The 25,442-nt window shown below is 35.2% G+C and carries 25 protein-coding genes and 1 other annotated feature; of the genes, 20 read left to right on the forward strand and 5 right to left on the reverse strand.

What is annotated here, in order from left to right; all coding sequences use genetic code 11:
* Positions 1-20: 20 nt before the first annotated feature.
* Positions 21-278: a glutaredoxin 3 gene (gene grxC, locus BJL90_RS09680; RefSeq protein WP_070967166.1), complete on the reverse strand. Its 258-nt coding sequence runs from the start codon at positions 276-278 to the stop codon at positions 21-23.
* A 99-nt stretch (positions 279-377) separates the two neighbouring features.
* Positions 378-1,691 carry an aspartate kinase gene (locus tag BJL90_RS09685; RefSeq protein WP_070967169.1) on the reverse strand — a complete coding sequence of 438 codons (1,314 nt, stop codon included), beginning with the start codon at positions 1,689-1,691 and terminating at the stop codon, positions 378-380.
* Between the two features lie 321 nt (positions 1,692-2,012).
* Here BJL90_RS09685 and BJL90_RS09690 point away from each other — a divergent pair, with 321 nt between their 5' ends.
* Positions 2,013-2,822, forward strand: coding sequence for a DUF2935 domain-containing protein (locus BJL90_RS09690; protein WP_070967172.1), 810 nt, complete (start codon positions 2,013-2,015; stop codon positions 2,820-2,822).
* Between the two features lie 15 nt (positions 2,823-2,837).
* Here BJL90_RS09690 and BJL90_RS09695 read toward each other — a convergent pair whose 3' ends face one another.
* Positions 2,838-3,737, reverse strand: coding sequence for an alpha/beta hydrolase (locus BJL90_RS09695; protein ID WP_070973134.1), 900 nt, complete (start codon positions 3,735-3,737; stop codon positions 2,838-2,840).
* 185 nt (positions 3,738-3,922) lie between these two features.
* On the opposite strand from BJL90_RS09695, the gene BJL90_RS09700 reads away from it, so the two are divergent.
* Positions 3,923-4,192, forward strand: a complete 270-nt coding sequence (locus BJL90_RS09700; protein WP_070967175.1) for a GIY-YIG nuclease family protein — start codon at positions 3,923-3,925, stop codon at positions 4,190-4,192.
* Positions 4,193-4,311: 119 nt separating this feature from the next.
* Positions 4,312-4,473 carry a Spo0E family sporulation regulatory protein-aspartic acid phosphatase gene (locus BJL90_RS21440; RefSeq protein WP_081561928.1) on the forward strand — a complete coding sequence of 54 codons (162 nt, stop codon included), beginning with the start codon at positions 4,312-4,314 and terminating at the stop codon, positions 4,471-4,473.
* Positions 4,474-4,540: 67 nt separating this feature from the next.
* Here the strand turns inward: BJL90_RS21440 and BJL90_RS09705 are convergent, their stop codons facing one another.
* The gene (locus BJL90_RS09705; protein WP_070967177.1) at positions 4,541-5,053 is read right to left on the reverse strand and encodes a ferritin; all 513 of its coding nucleotides are present in this window, start codon (positions 5,051-5,053) and stop codon (positions 4,541-4,543) included.
* Between the two features lie 280 nt (positions 5,054-5,333).
* Between BJL90_RS09705 and BJL90_RS09710 the strand changes: the two genes are divergently transcribed.
* The 7 genes from BJL90_RS09710 (at position 5,334) to BJL90_RS09740 (ending at position 11,325) form a co-directional block, all read left to right on the forward strand.
* Positions 5,334-6,212, forward strand: coding sequence for a Cof-type HAD-IIB family hydrolase (locus BJL90_RS09710; protein ID WP_070967180.1), 879 nt, complete (start codon positions 5,334-5,336; stop codon positions 6,210-6,212).
* 172 nt (positions 6,213-6,384) lie between these two features.
* The gene (locus BJL90_RS09715) at positions 6,385-6,942 is read left to right on the forward strand and encodes an ECF transporter S component (RefSeq protein ID WP_236905059.1); all 558 of its coding nucleotides are present in this window, start codon (positions 6,385-6,387) and stop codon (positions 6,940-6,942) included.
* Positions 6,943-6,972: 30 nt separating this feature from the next.
* A complete protein-coding gene (locus BJL90_RS09720; RefSeq protein ID WP_070967183.1) occupies positions 6,973-8,106 on the forward strand; it encodes a pyridoxal-phosphate-dependent aminotransferase family protein in 1,134 nt (377 codons plus the stop codon).
* Positions 8,107-8,312: 206 nt separating this feature from the next.
* Positions 8,313-9,284: a threonine ammonia-lyase gene (locus BJL90_RS09725; protein WP_070967185.1), complete on the forward strand. Its 972-nt coding sequence runs from the start codon at positions 8,313-8,315 to the stop codon at positions 9,282-9,284.
* An 89-nt stretch (positions 9,285-9,373) separates the two neighbouring features.
* Positions 9,374-9,630: a binding site (T-box leader), on the forward strand.
* Between the two features lie 55 nt (positions 9,631-9,685).
* A complete protein-coding gene (gene asnA, locus BJL90_RS09730) occupies positions 9,686-10,708 on the forward strand; it encodes an aspartate--ammonia ligase (protein ID WP_070967188.1) in 1,023 nt (340 codons plus the stop codon).
* A 142-nt stretch (positions 10,709-10,850) separates the two neighbouring features.
* Entirely contained in the window at positions 10,851-11,033 is a 183-nt protein-coding gene (locus BJL90_RS09735; RefSeq protein ID WP_070967191.1) for a hypothetical protein, read from the forward strand.
* 28 nt (positions 11,034-11,061) lie between these two features.
* The gene (locus BJL90_RS09740; protein WP_070967193.1) at positions 11,062-11,325 is read left to right on the forward strand and encodes a spore coat protein; all 264 of its coding nucleotides are present in this window, start codon (positions 11,062-11,064) and stop codon (positions 11,323-11,325) included.
* A gap of 116 nt (positions 11,326-11,441) precedes the next feature.
* Here the strand turns inward: BJL90_RS09740 and typA are convergent, their stop codons facing one another.
* Positions 11,442-13,262, reverse strand: a complete 1,821-nt coding sequence (gene typA / locus BJL90_RS09745; protein ID WP_070967196.1) for a translational GTPase TypA — start codon at positions 13,260-13,262, stop codon at positions 11,442-11,444.
* A gap of 1,030 nt (positions 13,263-14,292) precedes the next feature.
* Between typA and nuoE the strand changes: the two genes are divergently transcribed.
* The 10 genes from nuoE (at position 14,293) to grdC (ending at position 25,432) form a co-directional block, all read left to right on the forward strand.
* Entirely contained in the window at positions 14,293-14,820 is a 528-nt protein-coding gene (nuoE, locus tag BJL90_RS09750) for an NADH-quinone oxidoreductase subunit NuoE (protein ID WP_070967199.1), read from the forward strand.
* Positions 14,821-14,823: 3 nt separating this feature from the next.
* Positions 14,824-16,572: an NADH-quinone oxidoreductase subunit NuoF gene (locus BJL90_RS09755; RefSeq protein ID WP_070967202.1), complete on the forward strand. Its 1,749-nt coding sequence runs from the start codon at positions 14,824-14,826 to the stop codon at positions 16,570-16,572.
* Between the two features lie 20 nt (positions 16,573-16,592).
* Positions 16,593-20,174, forward strand: coding sequence for an NAD(P)-binding protein (locus BJL90_RS09760; protein WP_070967205.1), 3,582 nt, complete (start codon positions 16,593-16,595; stop codon positions 20,172-20,174).
* Between the two features lie 395 nt (positions 20,175-20,569).
* Positions 20,570-20,785, forward strand: a complete 216-nt coding sequence (locus tag BJL90_RS09765; RefSeq protein ID WP_070967207.1) for a hypothetical protein — start codon at positions 20,570-20,572, stop codon at positions 20,783-20,785.
* Between the two features lie 248 nt (positions 20,786-21,033).
* The gene (locus BJL90_RS09770; RefSeq protein ID WP_070967210.1) at positions 21,034-21,474 is read left to right on the forward strand and encodes a hypothetical protein; all 441 of its coding nucleotides are present in this window, start codon (positions 21,034-21,036) and stop codon (positions 21,472-21,474) included.
* A gap of 22 nt (positions 21,475-21,496) precedes the next feature.
* The gene (locus BJL90_RS09775; protein ID WP_070967212.1) at positions 21,497-22,015 is read left to right on the forward strand and encodes a hypothetical protein; all 519 of its coding nucleotides are present in this window, start codon (positions 21,497-21,499) and stop codon (positions 22,013-22,015) included.
* A gap of 184 nt (positions 22,016-22,199) precedes the next feature.
* A complete protein-coding gene (locus tag BJL90_RS21890; RefSeq protein WP_156778754.1) occupies positions 22,200-22,385 on the forward strand; it encodes a hypothetical protein in 186 nt (61 codons plus the stop codon).
* A 453-nt stretch (positions 22,386-22,838) separates the two neighbouring features.
* Positions 22,839-23,156 carry a thioredoxin TrxA gene (gene trxA, locus BJL90_RS09780; protein WP_070967215.1) on the forward strand — a complete coding sequence of 106 codons (318 nt, stop codon included), beginning with the start codon at positions 22,839-22,841 and terminating at the stop codon, positions 23,154-23,156.
* Between the two features lie 171 nt (positions 23,157-23,327).
* Complete coding sequence (grdA, locus tag BJL90_RS09790; protein WP_081561929.1) at positions 23,328-23,801, forward strand: glycine/sarcosine/betaine reductase complex selenoprotein A; 474 nt, start codon at positions 23,328-23,330, stop codon at positions 23,799-23,801.
* 92 nt (positions 23,802-23,893) lie between these two features.
* On the forward strand, positions 23,894-25,432 hold the full coding sequence (grdC, locus tag BJL90_RS09795; RefSeq protein WP_070967222.1) for a glycine/sarcosine/betaine reductase complex component C subunit beta: 1,539 nt from the start codon (positions 23,894-23,896) through the stop codon (positions 25,430-25,432).
* Positions 25,433-25,442: the final 10 nt, after the last annotated feature.

The following is a 25,442-nucleotide window of genomic DNA, read 5'->3' on the forward strand; positions in this document are numbered from 1 at the left end:
GCTCCTTAAACAAGGGCATTTTATTCTTTTATACCTAATTTACTATTTAAGACCCCTTGTTTTTCTAAAGCATATAAATCATCACAGCCTCCAATAAATTCTCCATGAATAAAAATCTGAGGTACAGTGTCCCAACCAGTTTTTGCTTGAATTTCTTTAAATGTTGTTTCATCATGTGTGACATCAATTTCGTTAAAGGCTACATTCTTACTCTGTAAAAGTGCTACAGCTCTTTTGCAATAAGGGCAGTAGTCTTTTGTATAAAGTGTAACATCCATCCTTGTAAACCACCTTTCTTTTTTATATAACTATCTTACCCAATTTATGTAGAAATAAAAAGAAAGCCATTAATGAAGTGCAATGGCTTTCTTTATTAATTACACAAACGCGTGATAGATTGCTTCTACAGACTTTTCAAAATCATCATTTTCAACACCAACGATAATATTAATTTCGCTGGAGCCTTGATCAATCATACGAACATTAATGCCTTCATTTGACAGGGCAGTAAAAAGTTTAGCAGAAATACCAGGGGTGTAGGCCATACCATGACCCACAGTTGCAATAAGCGCCATATTGGGATAAACCTCTATCAAATCAGGGTCACACTGCTGTTGAATTTCGTTTAATAGTTTATCTAATTTATTTTCTAGTTGACAGTCGGTAACCACTACAGACACTGTATCAATACCGCTAGGTAGGTGTTCAAAAGAAATATTATTATTTTCAAATACAGTAAGGAGTTTTCTAACAAAGCCCACTTCTGCATTCATACGGTTTTTTTCTAAAGCAATAACAGTAAAATCTTTTTTCCCTGCGATTCCTGTAATTTCACCGATATGCGTTATAGGATCTGCATAGCTGACAATCATTGTACCGGGACATTCAGGTGCATTCGTGTTTCTAATATTGATAGGAATGCCAGCATCCAATACTGGAAAGATGGTTTCCTCGTGTAAAACCGAAGCCCCCATATAAGAAAGCTCTCTTAATTCACGATAAGTAATCTCTTGAATGGGTTTTGGGTCCCTTACGATGTTAGGATCTGTCATGAGTAATCCTGATACATCTGTCCAGTTTTCATAAACACAGGCATTAACAGCTCTTGCCACCAAGGCTCCAGTGATATCTGAACCACCCCTAGAGAAAATTTTGACTTCTCCATTAGGAAGAGCACCATAAAAACCTGGAATAACAGCTCTTTCAATACTAGATAAATATTCTTGCATCTTTTTTTCTGTTAACTCTAAGTTTAAAGTGTGATCTTTATCGAAAAAAATAACTTCCTTAGCATCAATGAATACATAACCCAGCAGATTCGATAAGATAATACCATTGAGATATTCCCCACGACTAGCTATATAATCTAAAGAAGCACCTTTTTCAATTGTATTTTTTATGTCTATAAGATAAGGCATCAAATCCAACGAAAGGTCTAGATCTTTAACAATTTCTAAGTAACGATCACATATCTTATGGAAAGTATCATCAAAACTTACCTTATGCTGAAGTTGTGTATGACACAAGTAAAGAAGATCTGTGACTTTTGTATCCTCCTTATACCGTTTTCCAGGTGCTGAAGGTATCACATATCTCCTGTGTTCATCACTCTCAATGATACTTTGTACTTTTCGAAATTGGCCAGCATCCGCCAGTGAAGTTCCTCCGAACTTAGCTACTTTTATATCCATATTCTTTACCCCCTTAAAAACTATGAAGTTTTTTAATTTTGAACTTTTGTCGTTCACTGACATTTTATGTCATATTCGTAATATTTTTAAAAGCTATTTTATCATTATAAGCATATGGTGGACAAATGTCAATCATAGAAAGACAAAAATAACATAGAATGGGTGGAAGATCAAGCACTACATCCTGGAATAAAATTGTACGTTAAAAAAGTAGCTCTTAGTATATGAAAATTTAGGGGTGTATGTCTATAAAACGTCTAATGAACTATAGCAAAACATATAATTTACTGTATATAATTTTCTATTAAGGAGGTTGAGAAATTGAAGGAAGTAAAATTTGAAGAAGTAGCCTTGTTTGAGCACCGATTCTGGCTACAGGTGCTAGGAGATCACGCACGATTTATATTTGATAATTTGTCTCCAAAGGAAACGAAGGAAATAGAGCAGGCAAATCGCTTTATTTGTATTTTTGATAAACTATTGGAAGAAGCTAAAAAACCCTTAAAGGATACAGAATTAATGACGCTTACAAATCAAGCCTATCACTATGCCCACGAAATTCGACTGTTTAAGTTAGATTTAATACGTCAACATTTAGTTGGCAACATAGAAATAGGTTTACCCCCTACTTTTATTAATCATATGGTGAATGAAGTAGAAGAATATTTGAGAGTATTGGCCTATCTAATGATAAATCAAATACCTATTTCTACCGCTATTCATAATCATCTTATATGGCTTTTGGATGCGGCTGGTCATGCTGCCGGTATTGCTGGTGATTTAGATATGGTAGAAAAAAGGTTGACGGAACAAAGTCAACTCTTTACCCAACGTTTTGAAGAATTTTACATAAAAGCTGTAGAAATGGCAGGATATATGCGGACTTGCCTTGAGATATTTCCTGCTTTAGATCGATTTAATCTACAGGTAGAAGGAGAAATACAACTATTTAAAGTATTTTTAAGGGAACTAGAGGAGCTGGAATTAAACAATAAACTGTTAGGCACTTTAGCTCCCTTGATGTTGGACCATATGGCTAGAGAGGAATGCTACTACCTTATAAAATTGGCTGAAGTATCTAATGTGAAGATGCCTGACTGCGATCCTACTAAGCCAAGGACAGAAGGATAAAGCCTCTGGGAGGCTTCAAAAATCAATTTCTTTTAGAAACTCCCCTAATAATGTATTATATTCCTGTCGATTGTGCCAATAGGCTTTGACATGACCAGCATTAGGAGCTAAATAAAGTTTTTTAGCTCCTTTTTTTATGTTATACATAGTCACTGTCATGCTACTGGGAATGTAGCTGTCTTCAAGACCGTGAATGAAAAAAATAGGTGTAACCACTTTTTTTAGAGCACTTCTAGGAGAAACATCATAAAAAGAACTTTTTGTTTTTAACTTATAAAAAAAGTTAGCAATTTGTAAAAAAGGAAAAGATGGTAAATGGTATTCTTTTTTTAGGCGATATTTTAAAATATCAAAGAGGGTATCATAGGGACAATCTGCAACATAAAAAGATGCTCTAGCATCAATTTCAGCATGTTGCAATGCTATCGCTGCACCCATAGACTCACCATGAATACCTATTTTACACTGATGATTATGTTTTTGAAAAATCCAATCAGTCCATGCCTTTAAATCATATTTTTCATAAAAACCATAAGTAGTGGTATTTCCTCCGCTTTTTCCATGATTTCTGTGATCGTAGAGTAAGATATTAAAGCCTCTTTTTAAATAAAGATCCATATACTTAACACATCCAAAAAGAGTATAGGTAATGCCGTGGCATAGGATGATGGTGTTTTTAGCTTCTTTTGTGGGAAAATAGAGACCATGAAGGCTATAACCATAGGGAGATTTTATCGTTATTTCTTCCTTATATAAATTCTCAAATAAAGTCTTGTTTATTCTAGCTGCCTCTATCTCTAAGTGATAGGTTTCTTCACGGGAGAGGGTTTTTGGATAGATGACGATATTTGATAAATAAAAACCAATAGCAACAATAAGTAGTAAAAGTATGCTTAAAATAAATAGTAAAAGCATCAATAATAAAACCTCCTTAGTATATTGATAAATATAGATAAGCAACTGCAAAGCTTGACAAAATGCAGACCTTGATGTATTAACCATAGGTCTATAGTTATGCTAGATTTCTATAAATAAAATGTTATAATAAAAAGATAAAAATAACAACTGATAATGATAGATTTCTGTTAGGAGTGAGAGCAATGCCCTATACTTATATACTACAATGCGTTGATGAAACCTTTTATATAGGATGGACTACAGATTTACATAATCGATTGAAGGTTCACAATGAAGGAAAAGGTGCTCGTTATACTAGAGGAAGGCTTCCAGTAAAATTAGTATACTGGGAGCTGCACAGCAACCGTAGCGATGCACAGAAAAGAGAAGTTGACTTGAGACGTCTTAAGCGAAGGGAGAAAGAAGATTTAGTGAAATCTTTTCAACAGGTTAAAACATTGGATTTACCTTAATAGGATAAAATTTTCAAAAAAACTTTTAGGAATTTATTCCCAAAAACCTATAAATATGTTACAATGAAAATACGAACATACGTTTTGTACGTAATTATAGAATTGAAGGGAATAGGTGCATGAATAACAATAAAATTGAGTTAGAGGTATTAAGAAAACAATTAAATGATGCTCTTGCAGAAAATGGCGGAAAGGTTACAAAGGACATTATAAAAACAAGTCAACAATTGGATAGGATAATTGAGACCTATTTATGTAGTCAGAAAGAAAGTGACACGTAAAAACCACTAGGTATCCTTAGAAAAAAATCCTCATTTTGAGGATTTTTTTCTAAGGAACTTTTAGTTTCTATTGTTCACCAGCTGGGGGCGTAAAGGTTCTTTGTGCTAGCTCGGTATCCAACATATAGATGGCATGGCTGTTTTCACCAATTCTTTTAAGTTTATTAATGATAGCAGTCATGGTGGCTTCCTCTTCAACTTGTTCATCAATAAACCAATTTAAAAAGCTAACACAAGCATAATTTTTTTCCTGTACAGCTAAATCCATTAAATGATTAATTCTACTGGTGACAAATTTTTCGTGTTTTAAAGCATCAGTAAATACCTCTTCTAGAGAAGTAAAGTCATTTTTAGGATCTTCGAAACCATAAACTAAAGTACGTCCTCCTAACTCATTGATGAAATTAAAGAACTTCATAGCGTGAAATCTTTCTTCTTCAGCCTGCACAATAAAGAAATTAGCAAATCCATCTAAATCTAGGTCTTTGCAATAGGCCGCCATAGCTAAATAATAGCTGGCTGAAGCAAATTCATATTTTAGCTGTAGATTAAATTCTTTTACTAAGTTTTCTGAAATCATAAATCACCCTCCTAAATTTTAAAAAATTTATTATCCTTAAAAATATTATTTTAAGTGCAACGTTATTTATAATATATACCATTTTTGTCGCAAGGACACTATAAAGGACCTATTTATTATTTACACCAAATTACATAAACTAAACACTAATTTTATTTTTTATTTAGTTTTTTAAATTGTACTTATGCTTAATACATCAGGTGGTATATAAAGATGACGGTTTTTTTCCCAGTTCAAAAAAGATATAATAAGGACAAGAACTTTTAAGGGGGTTAAAATAATGACTTATAAATTATTGGCAACAGACATGGACGGTACCTTACTGATGGATAACAAAGTTTTATCCAAGGAGAATATAGAAGCTTTAAAAAAGGCAAAGGAAATAGGGATAGAAATAGTGATTTGTACTGGAAGGCCCTATGTTACGGTCAAACCCTATTTAGAAAAATTGGGCTTTGATTGCTGGGTTGTTACAAACAATGGAGCTGTAATTAGAAATAAAGAAGGTAAGATTATTTCTGTAATTTATATGAGGTCAGAGGCTTTAGAGGAAACCATTAAGCTATTAGAAGAGGAAACCGTATACTATCATGTATCAGACGAAAAATATACTTTTATAAAAAGTATTAGAGAACGAATCCGATTTATTAAACAATTTATATTACAAACAGAGGTTTCCTATTGGAGGGCAATTTTATTAGCACCATGGATTGTTCTGTGTCGAGGAAACCATAAAAAAGTTGATTTTTCCTCCTTCGTACGCCAGGGTGGTAGAGCTGCCAGTATTTTTATTCTTTCTGAAGAAAAGGAACAGCTTCAAAAAATAAAAAAGAAAATAGAAAAAGTTAGAAATATAGATATCACCAGCTCTGGTTTCAATAATATAGAAGTATTAGATGCAGAAGCTACAAAAGGAAAGGCTTTGGAAAAAATTTCTAATTTAATCAATGTAAAAAAAGAGGAAATCATAGCAGTAGGAGATAACTTGAACGACCTTTCTATGATTCAATATGCTGGTTTAGGCGTAGCGATGAAAAACGGAGAAAAAGAGGTAATAGAAGCTGCAAATTGGGTTACAACAACCAACCAAGAACATGGTATAGCCCATCTAATAGAGTATATTATGGCGCAGGAAAAAGAGGACATAATAGTATCATGATAAAAAAATTTCCTTTCCTACAAACTTTATAGATACAATTATTTAAAACACACCTAAAGTTAGATAATTGTATCTATAAAAAACAAATTGTATCTATAATGATTTTATTGTATAATGATGATAAGGTTATTATGATCATTACTTTTATCTTTATTGTAGGAGGGAAATTGTGGTGGAAGAAAAAGTGTTTGCAGACAAAAAGAAGAAAAACATAGTAAGGGAAAACAGTAAAACCAAGGATTTGGTGCTTACGGGATTATTAGTGGCATTAGTATTTGTAGCAACAAGATTTATCAATATTAGATTACCTATTCAAAGCAACGGAGGCTTAATTCATTTAGGTAATACCATGCTGTTTATGATTGCTATTGTTTTTGGCAGCAAGAAGGCTGCTGTTGCAGGGGCTTTTGGCATGGGACTATTCGATGTTTTGTCAGGATGGGCAGTTTGGGCTCCCTTTACCTTTATTATTAGAGGTGTGATGGGTTACTTAATAGGTACAATTTCTCAAGCAGGTGGGAAAAAAGGGAACAGCTTTACAAGGAACTTAATTGCCATCACTGTGGGTGGAATTTGGATGCTGCTAGGTTACTATATAGCGGAAGTAATCCTTTATGGCAACTGGATTGTACCCTTTGGCTCAATACCAGGAGATATTGTTCAAGTTGTGCTAGGGGCGATGATTGGATTACCAATGGCAGCTGCTTTGAAAAAGTCTAAAGTAGTATAAATTTAACATGGATAGAGAGGATGGAAGAATATGAAGGTGCCTTTGATCATGACACCAGGGCCTACTTACATAAGTGAGAGGGTGAGGAGGGCATTATCTAGAGAAATAACAAATCCTGATTTAGACGCAGCTTTTTATGAATTTTATCAAGAAACCTGTAATCAATTTAAAAAATTGTTGCATACAAAAAATGATGTGCTGATATTAAGTGGGGAAGGGATATTGGGATTAGAAGCCGCATGCGCCTCTCTCATTGAACCAGGGGATAAGGTATTGGTGATAGACAATGGTATTTTTGGTAAGGGATTTGGAGATTTTGCAAGCATGTATGGCGGGGAAGTACAATTTTTTCAATCGGATTATGAGAGCGCTGTGGAGGTTGATAAGTTACAAAAGTTTTTAGAGACAAATCATGACTTTAAGCTAGCAACCTTGGTACATTGTGAGACGCCCTCAGGTATTACAAATCCGATAGATATCATCTGCCCTATGTTGAAAAAGTATGGTATCCTTACTGTGGTGGATGCAGTTTCTTCTATTGGTGGAGAAGTGTTAAATACAGATGCATGGAAGATAGATATCGTGTTAGGGGGATCACAAAAGGTTTTATCAGCACCTCCAGGACTAACTTTTCTAAGTATCAGCGAAGAAGCTTGGAAAACAATATTAAACCGAAAAACTCCTATTATAGGCTATTACTGTAATCTTTCTATTTGGAAAAACTGGTATGAAGATCAATGGTTTCCATATACGCAGCCTATTAGTGATATCTATGCTCTAAGAGCAGCAGTAGATATACTGCTGGAGGATAAAAAGGCATTAGAAAGACATGCAAAAATTGCCCAAGCCCTTAGAAGAAGCTTAATAGAGGCAGGCATACAATTGTATCCCAAAGATGGTTTTTCTAATACTGTGACTACCTTTATGGTGCCAGAGGGGGTGTCATTTCGACGTATTTATGAAGATATGATGAAAGAGCATGGTATTATGATTGCCGGAGCCTTTGATTTTTTAAAGGATAAGGTAATCAGAATCGGTCATATGGGAGAAAATTGTTATGAAGAAAAAATATATAGTACATTAAAGGCACTGGACCAAGTCTTGAAGAGTCACGGCATTTTATTAAAGGGAGAACTACATAAGTTATTTGTAGCGTACGTATAGTTGCTAAATATACTTATGGGATTTTTTGTTGTTCTCACCACTACATTAAACAATTGTACTATACAGTTAATGAATGCACTATTTTTTAAAACCCAGTAGGCTTTTGTATCTTTGTATACTTTGCCTTGACTGGGTTTTCTTGACTTTTTATAATATTTCGGTTATTTTGTATAATAGGACCCAAGAAGAAGAGGAGGGGTTTAGCGGTGGTAAATTTTCGGGATATCTTAGGGGCGAGGGAACGTATTAAGAAGCACATATGGAAAACACCACTGGATTTTTCCATGAATTTAAGCACAAAAGAGAGAAATGTTTTTCTAAAACTAGAGTGTCAACAAAAACTAAAGAGCTTTAAAATAAGAGGTGCTTTAAGCAAACTAACTAGTTTAACAGAGGAAGAAAAGCAAAGGGGCGTTATGACGGTTTCCTCTGGGAACCATGGAGCAGGGATAAGCTATGGCACCAGTTTGTTAAAGGGTATAAAGGCTACAGTATTTGTACCTGCCAACACACCAGAAGCTAAAGTAGAAAAAATTAAATATTATGGTGCAGCGATTCAGCTACAGGGAAAAAATTATGATGAAACCTATAAAATTGCTATGAATTATGCAAAAGAAAGGCAGCTAAACTTTATTGATTCTTCTTCTGATGCAGAGGTGATTGCAGGACAAGGTACAATTGCTATGGAAATTTTAGAGGTAAATCCAAGTATAGATACGATACTTGTCCCCATAGGAGGAGGAGGGATGATTACTGGTATAGGTGTAGCTGCTAAAGCCATCAAGCCTTCTATTAAAGTGATTGGGGTGCAAACCGCTGCTTGTCCTGCTATGGTACAATCCCTAAAACATAAGGTATGTTATACGGAATTTCCTACGGAAAACTCTATATGCGAAGCATTGGTAGGCGGTGTTGGAGAAGTTCCTTATCATATGGCCGGTAAGTGTATTGATGATATTCTCCTAGTAGAGGAAGTGTGGATTAAAAAAGCAGTATTAGATTTACTATATAAAGAAAGAGTGGTGGCGGAACCTTCAGGAGCCATTGGCTATGCTGCCTATATGATGAAACAGCATCTATTTAAAAGTAAAAATACCGCTATTATCATATCAGGTGGAAATTTGAATTTTCAATTAGTAGAAGATGCATTTACAGAGTCTTGGATGAAGGTATTGTAAACTTCAGCAAAGAAAGAATTTTTCAAAAGATGTTGACATAATAAGCAATATACATTATAATTAATAAAAATCGAAAGCACATAAATTTGAAAAAGGCAATGAAGAGAAGAGTAGGTAGAGGAAGTAATGATAGCGAGTTGATGATGGTGGAAGATCAACATGAAGCCTGTATTGAAGAACATCTCTGAGTCCCTAATCGAAATACATTTGTAGAGTAGGCTTAGGCGGAACCAAACCGTTATCTATTGGGCAGTATCGAATTTTTTATTCCGTACTGAGAAGAGAGCTATGCTATTTAGCTAATTAAGGTGGTACCGCGGAGACAATTATGTCCTTCGTCCTTTATATGAGGATGAAGGACTTTTTATTTTGAAAAAATTAATTTTTTAGGGGGGGTTTTTATGAAGGATTTACAGGAGTTATTAATCATACCTAGAGGATATAAGTCTAGTTTAAGTATTCGTGAGACAGCGGTTGCTATTAAAAAAATTAAAGATTATTTTGAAACGAGGTTAGCAGAAGAATTAAACCTGACAAGGGTATCAGCACCTCTATTTGTTCGACCTGAAACTGGTTTAAACGATAATCTAAATGGCGTTGAACGCCCTGTTGCTTTTGATGTAAAGGGTATTGATGGTAAAGCAGTAGAAATTGTTCACTCCTTAGCAAAGTGGAAGCGAATGGCTTTATATAAGTATGATTTTAGTGCAGGAGAAGGTTTATATACTGATATGAATGCTATTCGTCGTGATGAGGATCTAGATAATCTACACTCTGTTTATGTAGATCAGTGGGATTGGGAAAAAATCATTGCTAAAGAAGATAGAAATATTGATATACTGAAGGCGGTTGTGAAAAGTATTTATAGGGTATTTAAGGATACAGAAAAATATTTAGCTACTTGTTACCCAGATTTTGAAACTTTTCTTCCAGAAGAAATTACTTTTATTACAACACAGCAACTAGAAGATATGTATCCAGATTTTACTGCAAAGGAAAGAGAAAATGCTATTGCAAAAGAAAAGGGAGCAGTTTTTATCATGGAAATTGGTGATACTTTAAAGTCAGGCATGAAGCATGACGGACGTTCTCCTGACTATGATGATTGGCATTTAAACGGAGATATTCTATTTTGGTATCCTGTATTAGAAATGGCTTTAGAGTTGTCTTCAATGGGTATTCGTGTGGATGAGGAGGCTTTAGAAAGACAGTTGAAGCTAGCAGGGTGTGAAGAGCGAAAACAATTGAATTATCATCAGTTAATTTTAAATAAAGAGCTTCCCTACACGATTGGTGGAGGCATAGGACAATCAAGAATATGCATGTTTTTCCTAAGAAAAGCACATATTGGAGAAGTACAGGCAGCGATATGGGCTGAAGATATGATAGCAGCTTGCGAAGCTGCAAATATTCATCTATTATAAAATAAAAAAATCTCATTCTTTTGAATGGGATTTTTTTATTTTATAGGAAAAATATCTTAACATATTTTCCTATAAATAAGGGATAATATTAAAGGATAAAGTTAAAAACATTCCAAATAAAAATTAGGAAGGAGAAAATTTAATGGCTCAATTAACACAAATGGAACTGCAGGATTTAAGACATCTTATCAGCAATCACCAAATGATGGTATCAAAACTTAATACATATGCACAACAATGCCAAGATCAACAGGTGAAACAAATGTTTCAGCAGGGAGCACAGTCAGCTCAAAGTAATGCACAAAAATTAATGACATTCCTATAAAAATAATTATTTAAAAGGAGGTATAGTGATGCAAGAAAAAGATATGGTAAATGATATACTAAGCATGACGAAGGCTGGTATGACAGAATATACAAGAGCTATAGGGGAAGCATCTGATCAAGGTTTAAGACAAACTTTACAACAAATGAGAAATGGCGATGAGCAATTTCAATATAGCTTATATCAAATAGCTGAGCAAAAAGGTTATTATCAATCAGCTCAATCAGCAAGTCAGCAGGAGTTACAACAAGTAAAATCACAGTTAACTCAAGGGATGAATAATATGCAGTAAAAAATAGGACCTAGTTTTAGGTCCTATTTCTATAGACAATTGAAAGTCTCTCCTCTTCTTTGTCGCTTGAAAAACGCAGCATCCTTATAAATGTTTGTTTCAATCATCTTAAAGTGCTATTGGTTTTGATTTCTACGTTGTGTTCTTTCACGGATTAACTTATCTAAAATTCTCTTGCGTAGACGTATGCTTTTTGGTGTTACTTCTACTAACTCATCATCTGCAATAAACTCCAATGCCTGTTCAAGAGAAAAAATTACTGGAGGCACAAGTTTAAGAGCATCATCAGCGCCAGAAGATCGAATATTAGTTAACTGCTTTCTTTTACAAACATTTACTGCAATATCCTCTAAACGGGAGCTTTCTCCTACAATCATACCTTCATAAACCTCTGTACCAGGATGAATGAAGATTTTTCCTCTTTCTTGAGCATGATAAATGCCATAAGAAACCGCAGTACCGCTTTCAAAAGCAATAAGAGAACCTCTGGTTCGTACTCGGATATCTCCCCTATGATGATCATAACCATCAAATAAATGATGAAAAGTACCATAACCCTTCGTATCTGTTAAAAACTCTGAACGATAACCAATCAAGCCACGGGCAGGAACTCTAAACTCTAGCTTCATCATGCCTGTTCCTGTTGGAACCATATTTAACATTTCTCCTTTTCTCTGCCCAATTTTTTCAATTACTGCGCTGGCACTTTCTTCAGGTGTTTCTACATAAAGTATTTCCATGGGTTCCATAAGGCCTTCTTCAGTTTTTTTGATGATAACCTGAGGCTTAGAAACAGCAAACTCATAACCTTCTCGACGCATGGTTTCAATAAGAATGGAAAGATGTAGCTCTCCTCTTCCCAATACTTTAAAAGATTCTGCTGATATTTCCTCCATACGCATAGCTACATTCGATAGCATCTCTCTTTCAAGACGGTCTTTAAGATGTCTACTGGTTACAAAGTTTCCTTCACGGCCAGCAAAGGGGCTATCACTCACCATAAAATTCATAGAAATGGTAGGATCGTCGATTTTCATAAAGGGTAGAGGCTCTACTTCATCTACAGAACAAATCGTATCACCAATATTGATATCAGCTATTCCTGATACCGCTACAAGTTCCCCTACAGTTGCAGTTTCAAGCTCTACACGTTTCAACCCCTGGAAGTCATAGAGATTGCTGATCTTAACATTCACAAGGTTTCCATCTGTGGCTGCAAGAACAGCAGTTTGACCTTTGGCAATTTTACCACGGACAATTTTTCCAATACCGATCCTGCCTATATATTTATCATAGTCAATAGAAGAAATCAGCAGCTGAAGACCCTCCTCAGCATCACCTTCGGGACAGGGAATATATTCTAGTATGGCTTCAAATAAAGGCGCTAAATTAACCCCTTTTTCATCTAAAGATACATGGGCATAGCCGTCTCTAGCAGAAGCATAAATAACAGGAAAGTCTAGTTGATCATCATTAGCCCCTAAATCAATAAATAAATCTAAAACTTCGTCAATAACTTCTTCAGCTCTAGCCTCAGGACGATCAATTTTATTAACAACAACGATGGGCGTCAAACCTTCTTTTAAAGCTTTTTGAAGAACAAAACGAGTTTGTGGCATGGGTCCTTCAAAGGCATCCACCAATAATAATACACCATCTACCATTTTCATGATTCGTTCTACTTCTCCACCAAAATCTGCATGTCCAGGGGTATCAATGATGTTAATTTTTACTGAATTATAAGAAACTGCAGTGTTTTTAGATAGAATAGTGATGCCTCTTTCTCTTTCTAAAGAGTTGGAATCCATCACTCTTTCCTCTACGACTTCATTTGACCGAAAAGTACCACTTTGTTTTAACATTTGATCTACCAAAGTTGTTTTTCCATGGTCAACGTGGGCGATTATTGCAACATTTCTAATATCTTGTCTTTGCATGTGTTTTTCTCATCTTCTTTCCTTGAAATTTGTTTATAAACTATAGATGTGCACTTCTAAAGTTAAATTTTAATATACACGGTCTACGGTTTCGCCCCAAAACCGTGGGCTGCAAATGTAGTCCTTAGTATATTAAAATTTAGGGGCGCACATCTATATAGAAAAGTTATCTATATAAATTAAAATAAATAAATTACGTAATCTGTCTGGCGTTATGAAAGGATATTTGATCTTTCCTTTAGAATAAAAAAGTCCTTGAATACCAGTTAAAGAAAGGTTAGGCTTTATTTATCAAATAATTTTGCTGCAATTTATTTATTATATTATACATTATCCATTTTAGGGCTGGACATAAAGCCACAAAGAAAATTTTATCATAAACAACGGGTTCCTACAATTGTTATATGTTAAATACATGATTTTTTTATAACATTTAGGCTTTATCCTTCAATATATTGCTAAGACGTCCATTTCTAGGTGAAGCAACTAAGTGGCGAACACCAAATCAAAGATTTGGGTTATTTACTTATTTATAGCTATACTATGTTTTTTGACAAAATTAACGGTCATTATTACAGTGGATGAAAAAAGTTTTTTCAAGCTAAAACATCATATAGAAAAGATGGTCTATGTTTACTATAATTTACCGTTAAATAAATATCAATCATAAACATGTTTTAAAATTAAACAAATTAAATAAAATGTATTATTTGTAATTTATGTAATATTTTGAAAAATCAAACGATGAATTTTTCGAAATTCTTCATTAAGTCTAAAAAAAAACAAAAAAATTTAAGTGAATATAAAATAAATTCTTGAATTTAAAGAAAAACATGATATAATAGTAACAATTGAAAAAAACGCCGAAAAATTTAAGCTTTTGCAAGAAATAGGAAAACGTTAAAATTTTAACAATCCAATTTTAAGAGATTTACTTCATGTCGTAAATGTTGTAAAATTTGTAGAGGGGTTAGTTTTATTAAAGACAAAAGAGTAGTTATTCTAATCAGATAGAAAGGAGTGTAGGTAAATGGGATGTTGTGGAGGTAGTCAACCTATTGAAACAAGCTTTGAAAATACCCAATTTGACTTTCAAGATCTTCAGTCAATCGTTAAAAAATATAAAGGGGTGGAGGGTAGTTTAATTAGTATACTTCAGGAAGTACAGGAGGTGTACAACTACCTACCAGTGGAGGCGTTAAACTATATTGCCCAGGAAACTGGTATTAAACCTACTAAAATTCATGGCGTAGCTACATTCTATACCCAGTTTCGATTAAAACCGATAGGGAAATACCTGATTATGCTGTGTCAGGGTACTGCCTGTCATGTAAATGGCTCAAAATTAATAGAGCAGGCTATTTGTGAAGAATTAAACATTAAAGAAGGAGAAACAACTGAGGATAATCTATTTACATTAAACAATGTGGCATGTCTTGGCTGTTGTAGTTTATCTCCTGTAATGATGATTAATGGAGAAACTTATGGGAAGCTTACACCTGAAATGACAAAAAACATTTTGAGAGACATCAAGAATAACGCAGAGAAAGGAGCTTAGTGAATGAAAATTATTGTGGGACAAGGGAGCTGTGGTATTGCTGCTGGGGCAAACAAGGTTTATGCAGCAATAGAAGGCGAACTTAAAAAAAGAAATTTAGAAGTACAGCTAACACTAACCGGTTGTATAGGTATGTGTTATTTAGAGCCTATCATTGATGTAATCGATGATGGGGGAAAAAAGACCACCTATGTTATGGTAACACCAGAAATGGTAGAAGAAATTATTGAAGCTGCTACAACGAATAGTACAGTAGAAAAATATAGTATTTCAGAAAATGATCAGCGTATTTTGGAAAAACAGCACAGAATTGCTCTGAGAAACTGCGGGATGATGAATCCGGAAAACATAGATGAGTATATTGATAGAGGTGGTTATAAGGCTGCAGAGGTATGTATTACAAGTAAAACCCCTCAGGAGGTTATTGAAGAAATAAAGATTTCAGGGCTTAGAGGTAGAGGTGGTGCAGGATTCCCCACATGGTTTAAATGGAACGCTGCACAGCAATCACCAGGAAACACGAAGTACATTATTTGTAATGCAGATGAGGGAGATCCTGGTGCATTTATGGATAGAAGTATTCTTGAGGGAGATCCACATAGTGTCATCGAGGGGATGTTAATAGGTGGTTATGCAATAGGAGCTACTGAAGGGGTTATCTATGTAAGAGCTGAGTACCCACTTGCCATCGTACGTCTTAAAAAAGCGATAGAGCAGGCAAGAGAAAGAGGTTATTTAGGTAAAAATCTCTTTGGTGAAAAACGTTTTCAGTTTGATATGAGAATTAAAGCAGGGGCGGGTGCCTTTGTATGCGGTGAAGAAACAGCTTTAATTGCTTCCCTAGAAGGTGAAAGAGGAATGCCAAGATTAAAACCACCCTTCCCTGCGCAAAAAGGTTACTGGCAAAAACCGTCTAATATCAATAATGTAGAAACTTTGGCCAATGTACCTTGGATCTTAGCCAATGGAGGAAAAGCCTTTGCTGCTATGGGAACAGAACAAAGTAAAGGAACAAAGGTTTTTGCTTTAACAGGTAAAATCAATAAAGGTGGCTTAGTAGAGGTACCAATGGGTATTCCCTTAAAGGAAGTTATCTTTGATATAGGTGGAGGGATTGCTAACGATAAAACTTTTAAGGCAGTACAAATGGGAGGACCTTCCGGAGGATGTATTCCTCATTACCTTTTAGATACACCGGTAGATTATGATTCTATCATGAAAACAGGAGCAATCATGGGTTCTGGTGGTATGGTAGTTATGGATGAAACTACCTGTATGGTAGACATGGCACGATTCTTTTTAGACTTTACCCGTAAAGAATCCTGTGGAAAATGTATTCATTGTAGAATTGGAACAAAGAGGATGCTAGAAATACTAACCCGTCTTTGTGAAGGAGAAGGAAAAGACGGAGATATAGAACTTTTAGAGGAGTTAGGTACAAAGATTAAAGAGGGCTCCTTATGTGGATTAGGTCAGACGGCGCCAAATCCTGTTTTAAGTACGATTCAATACTTTAGAGATGAATATGAGAAACACATTTATGATAAAAAGTGTCCTGCGAAGCAATGTTCTAACCTACTGACTTTTACGATATTAGAAAATTGTATTGGATGTGGACTTTGTGCAAGAAACTGTCCTGCTGATGCAATTGTTGGAGAAAGAAAAGAAGTGCATAGTATTCTTCAAGAGAAGTGTGTTAAGTGCGGTAAGTGTGAAGAAGTCTGCAAATTTGGTGCAGTAGAAATACAGTAGCAGGATAGGGGGGAAAATATATGACAAAATTAAGACTTAACATAAATGGAAAAGAAGTGATTGGATACAAAGGTCAAACAGTTTTAGAAATAGCTAAGGCAAATGGAATTGACATTCCTACCCTTTGTCATGATGAAAGAGTAAAGGCCTATGGTTCCTGTGGACTTTGTGTTGTTGAAGTAGCAGGTGTTCCAAAATTACTAAGATCTTGCGCTACTGAAGCTAGTGATGGTATGGTGGTTCAGACCAACACACCAAAAATAAAAGGTTCTAGAAAAATGGCGCTAGAGCTTCTATTATCTGACCATGTAGGGGATTGTCGTCCTCCTTGTGTGACAGCCTGTCCAGCTAAAACCGATTGTCAAGGTTATGTAGGTTTAATCGCCAATGGTCAATATAAGGAAGCAGTAAAATTAATCAAAGAACAATTACCATTACCAGCCAGTGTTGGTAGAGTATGCCCTCATCCTTGTGAGGACGCATGTAGAAGAAAATTGGTGGATGAACCTGTATCGATTATGTGGTTAAAGAGATTTGTAGCAGATATTGATCTTAGAGATGAAGAAGAGTTTATACCAGAAATCAAGCCAGCTACCGGGAAAAGAATTGCTGTAGTAGGAGGCGGTCCTAGTGGTCTTACTGCCGCTTATTATCTAGCTAAGGAAGGACACAAAGTTGTTATTTATGAGGCTATGCCAGAACTAGGGGGGATGTTGCGTTATGGAATCCCTCAATATCGCCTTCCAAAAGAAGTGCTAAACAAAGAAATTGCTATTATTGAAAAAATGGGCGTAAAAATGCTGACAGGTATAAAGATTGGTACTGATGTAAAATTAGACCATCTTAGAGAAACCTTTGATGCAGTATACCTTTCCATAGGCGCATGGCAAAGTACGAAGCTAAACTGTCCTGGAGAAGATTTAGAAGGTGTTATTGGAGGTATTGAATTTTTAACGAAGTTTGCCATCAATGAGCCTATTAAAACAGGAAATAGAATTGCCGTAGTAGGTGGAGGAAATACCGCTATGGATGCTTGTAGAACAGCTATGAGGTTAGGTGCTAAAGAGGTATATGCTATCTACCGTAGAACAAAAGTAGAAATGCCAGCAGAGGATGTAGAGGTAGAAGAAGCAGAAGAAGAAGGCATCACCTTCAAGTTTCTTGTGAATCCAATTGAAATTATTGGAGAAAACGGAAAGGTATCGAAAATAAGGCTTCAAAAGATGCAATTAGGAGAGCCCGATGCAAAGGGCAGAAGAAGACCTGTACCTATTGAAGGGGAAGAAGAAATCATTGAGGTAGATTCTGTTATTGCTTCCATAGGACAGGCAGTAGATATTCAAGGATTTGAAGATGTACAACTGACAAATTGGGGTACCATTTATGCTGATGAAAACAGCTTCCTTACAAACTTACCAGGAGTATTTGCTGGGGGAGATGGAACAAACAATGGACCATCCATAGCCATAGAAGCAATCGCTGACGGTAAAAAGGCTGCAGGCGTAATATGTAGATATTTAGAGGGTGAAATCGTACCTTATAAAGAGCCTTACTATGTAACTAATGAAGGATTAACAGAAGTTGATTTTGAAGATAGAGTGAAAGAGCATAGACCTTTTATGCCACATCTTTCTCCAGAGTTTAGAAAAACAAACTTTGAGGAGATTGTAGCGGGATATACGGAAGAAGATGCTAAGAGAGATGCAAACCGTTGTCTTGAGTGTGGATGTCATGATGTATTTGAATGTAAATTGATTCAATACGCAAACCAATATGAGGTAGCGCCAGACAGAGTAGCTGGTGAAGTACACCATCGACAAGAAGAGGATGACCATCCATTCATCCTAAGAAACCCTGATAAGTGTATTTTATGTGGACTTTGTGCTAGGGTTTGTGATGAAGTGATAGGGGTTTCTGCTATAGGCTTGATGAACAGAGGCTTTGATACCATTGTTGAACCAGCCTTTGAATTGCCTCTAAAGAAAACCGGCTGTATATCCTGTGGCCAGTGTGTCAGTGTATGCCCAACCGGGGCGTTACAGGAGAGATTAAGTATTGAGAAATCTGTGCCAGTTCAAACACAGACTACCCATACAATTTGTTCTCATTGTAGTGTGGGATGTAATATTGACCTTAACATCAAGGGAGATATGTTGGTTAGATCTTTACCAAATAGGGAAAATGATGTTACTGATGGCTTATTGTGTGTGAAGGGTAGATTTGGTTTTGACATTGCACAAAAAGGCAAGCGATTAACAAAGCCACTGATCAGAAAAGAAGGAGAGCTGCAAGAAGTATCTTGGGAAGAGGCCTTTATTTTCACTGCTAAAAAAGCACAGGCACTAACGCTATTACACGGTAGTCATTCTTTAGCACTTTCTGTTTCTGATCGATACACCAATGAAGAAATTTATTTAATTTCTAAGTTTGGAAAAGAAGTATTAAAAACAGATCATTTATTTAGTTTCAATAAAGTCCACGGTGGTATCGAAAATGTACTGGGTTATGATGCTTCTACCAATGCCTTTGATGAACTGCTTTCAACAGAAACCATTTTATTGATAGGTTCAGACATTATGAAAAACCACACAATTGCTGGACTTAAAGTGAAAAAGGCAGTTGAAAATGGAGCAAAGCTAGTTGTAATCAATCCTTTTGAATCTCAGGCAGATGAATGGGCACAGATGAAAGTAAATCCTTCCAACACCCTTGGATTCTTAAAGGAAATCATAAAAGCCTTAATTGAAAAGGGAAGTGTGACAAAAGAGCAACAAGTAGCAGGCTTTGAAGAATTAAAGAAGGATTTAGAAGACATCGTGGTTAGCGAAGCCGCAAGAGAAATAGCAGATGTATATGGAAATGCTAAACAAGCTATGATTGTATTTGAACAAAATCAAATCACGGCAGATGCAGCAAAACTTCTAGCAAATATGGCAGTTGTTTCAGGACACATTGGTAAAGCTAGAAGCGGAATCATTCAGCTTAAACCAAACAGTAATAGCCAAGGCCTTAGTGATATGGGTATTCATAAGAATGCTGCGGAGATTGTAAAAGGTATTGAAGCTAAAGAAATCAAAGGGCTACTGGTATTTGGAGAAGATGTACCTCATGTAGATCTGAAAGAACTGGACTTCTTAATGGTACAGGACACACATCTAACAGAAACCGCTAAAAAAGCGGATGTGGTATTACCAGGAGTAAGTTTTGTAGAATCAAAAGGAACCTTTACAAATTCTGAAAGAAGAATACAAAGATTAAATCAAGGGATTCCTTCCATTGCAGGGTATGAAAACTGGGAGATTATTATTAAATTAGCTAATACCTTAAGCCAAAACCTTGAATACAGTCATCCTAATGAAATTTTACAAGAAATTTCTAAAAATAAAGCAGAGTACTTTGGTATCCATAAAGCATTAGAAAAAACCAGTAGCTTGTGGCCCGTAAATCAAAGTCCTATTCTTTACACTGATGGATTTAACTTTGAAGATAAAAAGGCTAAATTGCAAGTTGTTGGAGATGGATTATTGTTTGAAGAAAGTGTCAATACAAATAATCTCACCAATGCATTTATCGCTTTACTGGAAGAACAAGAAGTTCTTTAAGAATCTAAAAAAAGATGAAGTTTCTTTGAAAAAAACAAACTATTCATACGGAAAACACCATGCTTATATGCATGGTGTTTTTTTATCGAATAGGACATGATAATGACCGAATATGCAAAATGGATTGTTTTGGAAAAAGGAAGATGATACATTTAATTTAAGAAATACAAACCAAATTTAATTCTAAATCATATATATGATTATTAAATAAAGAGAATCAAATGGCACCTAAACTTTTTTGTTCCCATAAACTCCCTTTTCGTTCCCATAAACTCCCATTTTGTTCCATATATATTTAAAAATGGAAATCATCTGATATAATAAGGATGTACTTACTAATACAAGATAGATTTTTAAATTGAAAAAGGCAGAAATTAAAAATTAGATGCAAGGAGATGAGATGTTATAAAACTGAAACAAGTACAAAAAGCATAAAAGGGGTTGATAGAAATATATTTAAAAAAATAAAACAAGTCGAACATCTTGAATTAATTAGCACTTATGTATTTGAATTTTCCAGTGTTGATGAGGTAGATAAAGAAGTAGATGTATTTAACGCTTATGTAGAAGTTGTTTATGCTGAAGCAAATTATTTGAAAAGTCAAAATTAGATTAAATTTCATTCTGGGTTTTTAGTTTAATCTATTATTGGTTATAAATTTAACTCTAAATCATACAAAATAATACAAATGAAAGGGTGATTCTATGCTTGATGTGGGTCCACCAATTTAGATAGGCTTTTGTGTCGCCTAATACTTGCTTAGCATTAGGATGTACAAAAGCCAATAGGAAGAAGATTTACTGATCAAAGTGTAGTATTAATTGTAAGATAATAAATAAGATGAGAAGGTGACGAGAATTGAAAAAATTTAATCTCTTTATAGTAACTTTTCTTATAGCCCTTATTTTTTCAGCAAGTATCACAGCAGTTTTTGCAACTGTGGCAGAAGGGGAAAAAAAGGATTTAACAGTGAATGGTACATCTTATTGGAACCAATCGTACATTCAACTTTGGGGATCTAAAATAGTTGCACGGTCTAAAGTGTCGTTAAAGAGTGGATCTAGCTTGCCTGTAGGTTATTTAGGGGTTTTATCACGAATGTATAAAGACGATGGTGTTCTTAAAACTGCTAATGCAGAGTGGGAATATAATAGTTCTCCTGCTTTCAGTTATGATGTGCCGACTACCTATATTTCTGATTCAGGTACTTATTATAGTTATGGACTAACTAGGATTTTTAACGGAAGTGGTTATACTCAACATACTACGAACAGAAGTCCAAGTTTAAAACTTGATTAAGGATAGGAGGTGTAAATATTCTATGAAAAAATTACAAATTACTATTATAGTTGCTGTTGCTCTCATTATTGGCACTATGGTCGGTTCTTTTAGCATTAATTATGCTATGACTAATAATTTGTTTTATCAAAAGAATTATGATATAAATGAAGAAGGTCAACTTTATTCTGTCCACAATAATGAAATAATAACTGAAGAAAACTTTGATTCTTCCTTAGTTTACAAGGTTAATGAAAATGGGCAGACATACGGATCCTCTCTTTATGCAGTTTCTTTTGAAACCGAGCCTGACTTAATTCTTGCGGAAGGTATTGATGGTACTACAGGGTATGTCTATGCTGCCGACTTATATGGAAAAGCACCAAAAAATCCTCAGGAAGCTATTGCAATGCAAAAAGCAAACACTGATCAAGAGCGGTTTATTCCACTTTACGCATCCGATGGAAAAACAGTAATAGGAGAGTTTAGAATGTCTTCTGTAATAGAAGAAGATATTACTATAACCACAGTAGAAGACGTTAATTTAAATGATACTCCTTAAATACATTTAAATAACATTGTGATGAAGATAATGAATCACCAGTAGTGTACTGCCCTCCAGATGTTAAACAATAAAATCAGTTCAACCACAAATTTTGTGAAACAATAATATTTCCATAAATTTCATTACCATGGTGTTTATTAAATCAAGCAAGTAGCAAGTATGTTGAATTAATTAGCCTTCAATGGTAGAATGTAGTTATTCTATCATTGAAGGTTTTGTTTTGACCAAGATAAGAAGGTATAGCTTTGACGATAAGCAAGATAGATTACAAGTTGTTGGAGATGGATTATTGTTTGAAGAAAGTGTCAATACAAATAATCTCACCAATGCATTTATCGCTTTACTGGAAGAACAAGAAGTTCTTTAAGAATCTAAAAAAAGATGAAGTTTCTTTGAAAAAAACAAACTATTCATACGGAAAACACCATGCTTATATGCATGGTGTTTTTTTCACTTCGTAGTAAATGATACATATTAACTTAGTCCAATTATTTCTAAAATTCTCTTGAAGTGTCATTTTGAACAGTGTTTAAGAATCTTAGACCCCAAAATAATACATTTAAAACTACTCCTACAATTTAGTTTAGTGGCAACTTAAGAAAAGTTTTGAAAATTATTAACCTATTAAAATATTGAATAAGATTATATAATAAACATGTTTACAAATTTAAAGAGCTATGATAGAATATTAACAAAGGCAATCATAGTTCCTCGGAATCATAGTAAAGTATGAAATTTTAGCCGTAGAAGATGAAACACTACATACCGAGGTAATTTTTTATTGAATAGTAAGGAAAACGATGTAAAAGGGGGTGAAAAAATGTTAGCAGTAGATAAAGATACTTTTCAAACAGAAGTGTTAGAGGCGCAAGGGTATGTTCTTGTAGATTATTGGAGTGAGAGCTGCGAACCTTGTAAAGCATTAATGCCGTCTGTGATGGAACTGTCTGAAAAATATAATAATAGTATAAAATTTTGCAAATTAGACACTACTAAAGCGAGAAGGTTAGCGATTAAAGAAAAAGTATTGGGCCTTCCTACAATAGCTGTTTATAAAGATGGTAAAAAAATAGATGAGGTTACAAAAGAAGATGCTACAATAGAAAACATTGAGACGATGATCAAAAAGTATGCATAATACTATTTACATAAGGTGATGCTTCCCCTATAATAATCACACTTTGTAGAACACATAAATCGTAAATATATTATGTATAAACTTAGGTCAAGTAATCAGTGGTGAAATCTGTTGCATAGTATTTTTCCATAAAAAGCATGAATATAATTAAGAAAAGAAAGGATGTTGAAAATGGGTTTTTATGATGGTAAAAAAGTTATCATTGTTGGCGACCGTGATGGTATTCCTGGTCCAGCCATCGAAGAGTGCCTAAAGGGTACAGGCGCAGAAGTAGTATTCTCATCTACTGAATGCTTTGTCTGAACCGCTGCAGGAGCAATGGACTTAGAAAATCAACAAAGAGTAAAGGATTTAACTGAAAAGCACGGTGCAGAAAATATGGTAGTGCTTTTAGGAGCTGCGGAAGCAGAAGCAGCAGGTCTTGCTGCTGAAACTGTAACAGCAGGTGATCCAACCTTTGCGGGTCCATTGGCAGGAGTCCAGTTAGGGCTTAGAGTATTTCATGTAGTTGAGCCACAATTCAAAGACGAAGTAGATGCTGGTGTCTATGATGAGCAAGTTGGTATGATGGAAATGGTATTAAATGTTGATGAAATCATAGAAGAAATGTCGTCTATTAGAGAACAATTTTGTAAATTTAACTAAAAGTCAAAATATAAAACTATAGATGGGTGTATAGATTACACCCATCTATTTGAATATATTCGCTCTAAAAAATACCACGGAGGTGCAAACAAATGTCCTATGCAGTAGTAAAAGGATCATCCTATGTTTTAATGCATACACCAGATATGATTATGCACAATGGAACAACCCAAACAACAGAAAAACAATCTAACCCTAATTCCGAGTACCTACAAAAACTACCTAATCATCTAAGAAGCTATGAAGCGGTAGTAAGCTACCCACCAAACCAAGTATATATTGGAAAACTAAAACCAGAAGAGCTAAGAAATTATGATATGCCATGGTATGACAAGGAAGTAGAAGGGGCAGATCGTTACGGGAAGTTCGGTGAAATTATGCCACAGGCAGAATTTATTGGCTTATTAAAAATCGTAGATGCCTTTGACTTAGTCATGCTAGAAAAAAGCTTTACATCCAAAGTAAAAGAAGAACTAAAAAAACACCCCCTTATGAAGGAAAGCCTAGTAGCGAAGCTAAAAGAAGGGGATGACATAGAAGAAATCAACAAAGCTATTAAAGAATTTCATGCAGAAGCCATCTACCATGACAATGAATTAGTAGGCTGCGTAAAAAGAGCCCATGAAATAGACAGCAACTTAAACGCCCACATTATGTATGAAAACCTAGTAGTAAAGGCATCCGGAGTACTAGCCTTCCTACATCTATTAGACAAAAACAACATCGAAGCAAGTGCAATTGATTATGTCATAGAGTGTTCAGAAGAAGCCTGCGGTGACATGAACCAAAGAGGCGGCGGAAACTTTGCAAAATCCATAGCAGAAATGGCAGAAGCAGTAAACGCTACAGGATCAGATACAAGAGGTTTCTGTGCAGCACCAACACATGCTCTCATCGAAGCAGCAGCCTTAGTAAAGGCAGGCGTATATGAAAATGTCGTGATCGTAGCCGGTGGAGCAACAGCAAAACTAGGCATGAACGGAAAAGACCATGTAAAAAAAGACATGCCGATCCTAGAGGATATCATAGGAGGCTTTGCCGTACTAGTAAGTAAAAACGATGGCATCAACCCAGTTTTAAGAACAGACCTATTAGGAAGACATACGGTAGGCACAGGCTCATCACCACAAGCTGTAATTACCTCATTAATCACAGCACCATTAGATCGTGGGGGCTTAAAAATTACAGATATCGATAAATACTCCGTAGAAATGCAAAACCCAGACGTCACCAAACCAGCAGGAGCAGGGGACGTACCAGAAGCCAACTACAAAATGATTGCAGCTTTAGGAGTAAAACGTGGGGATTTAGACAGAAAAGACGTAGCAACCTTTGGAGAAAAACACGGTATGCCAGGTTGGGCACCAACCCAAGGGCATATTCCAAGCGGTGTACCTTATATCGGTCATGCTAGAGAAGCCTTTTTAAACAAAGAAATCAATCGAGCCATGATCGTAGGAAAAGGCAGCTTATTCCTAGGAAGAATGACCAACCAATTTGACGGTGTTTCCATTGTGATGGAACAAAACAACGGACAAGGTGAGGCGACAGTAGGTATATCAGAAGGCGATGTAAAAAATATGATAGCAGAAGCCATGAGAAACTTTGCCACACACTTATTAGAAGAATAAGGAGTGAATA

Origin of the sequence: Clostridium formicaceticum (assembly GCF_001854185.1) — a bacterium.
In the GTDB taxonomy this organism is placed as follows: Bacteria; Bacillota; Clostridia; order Peptostreptococcales; family Natronincolaceae; genus Andreesenella; species Andreesenella formicacetica.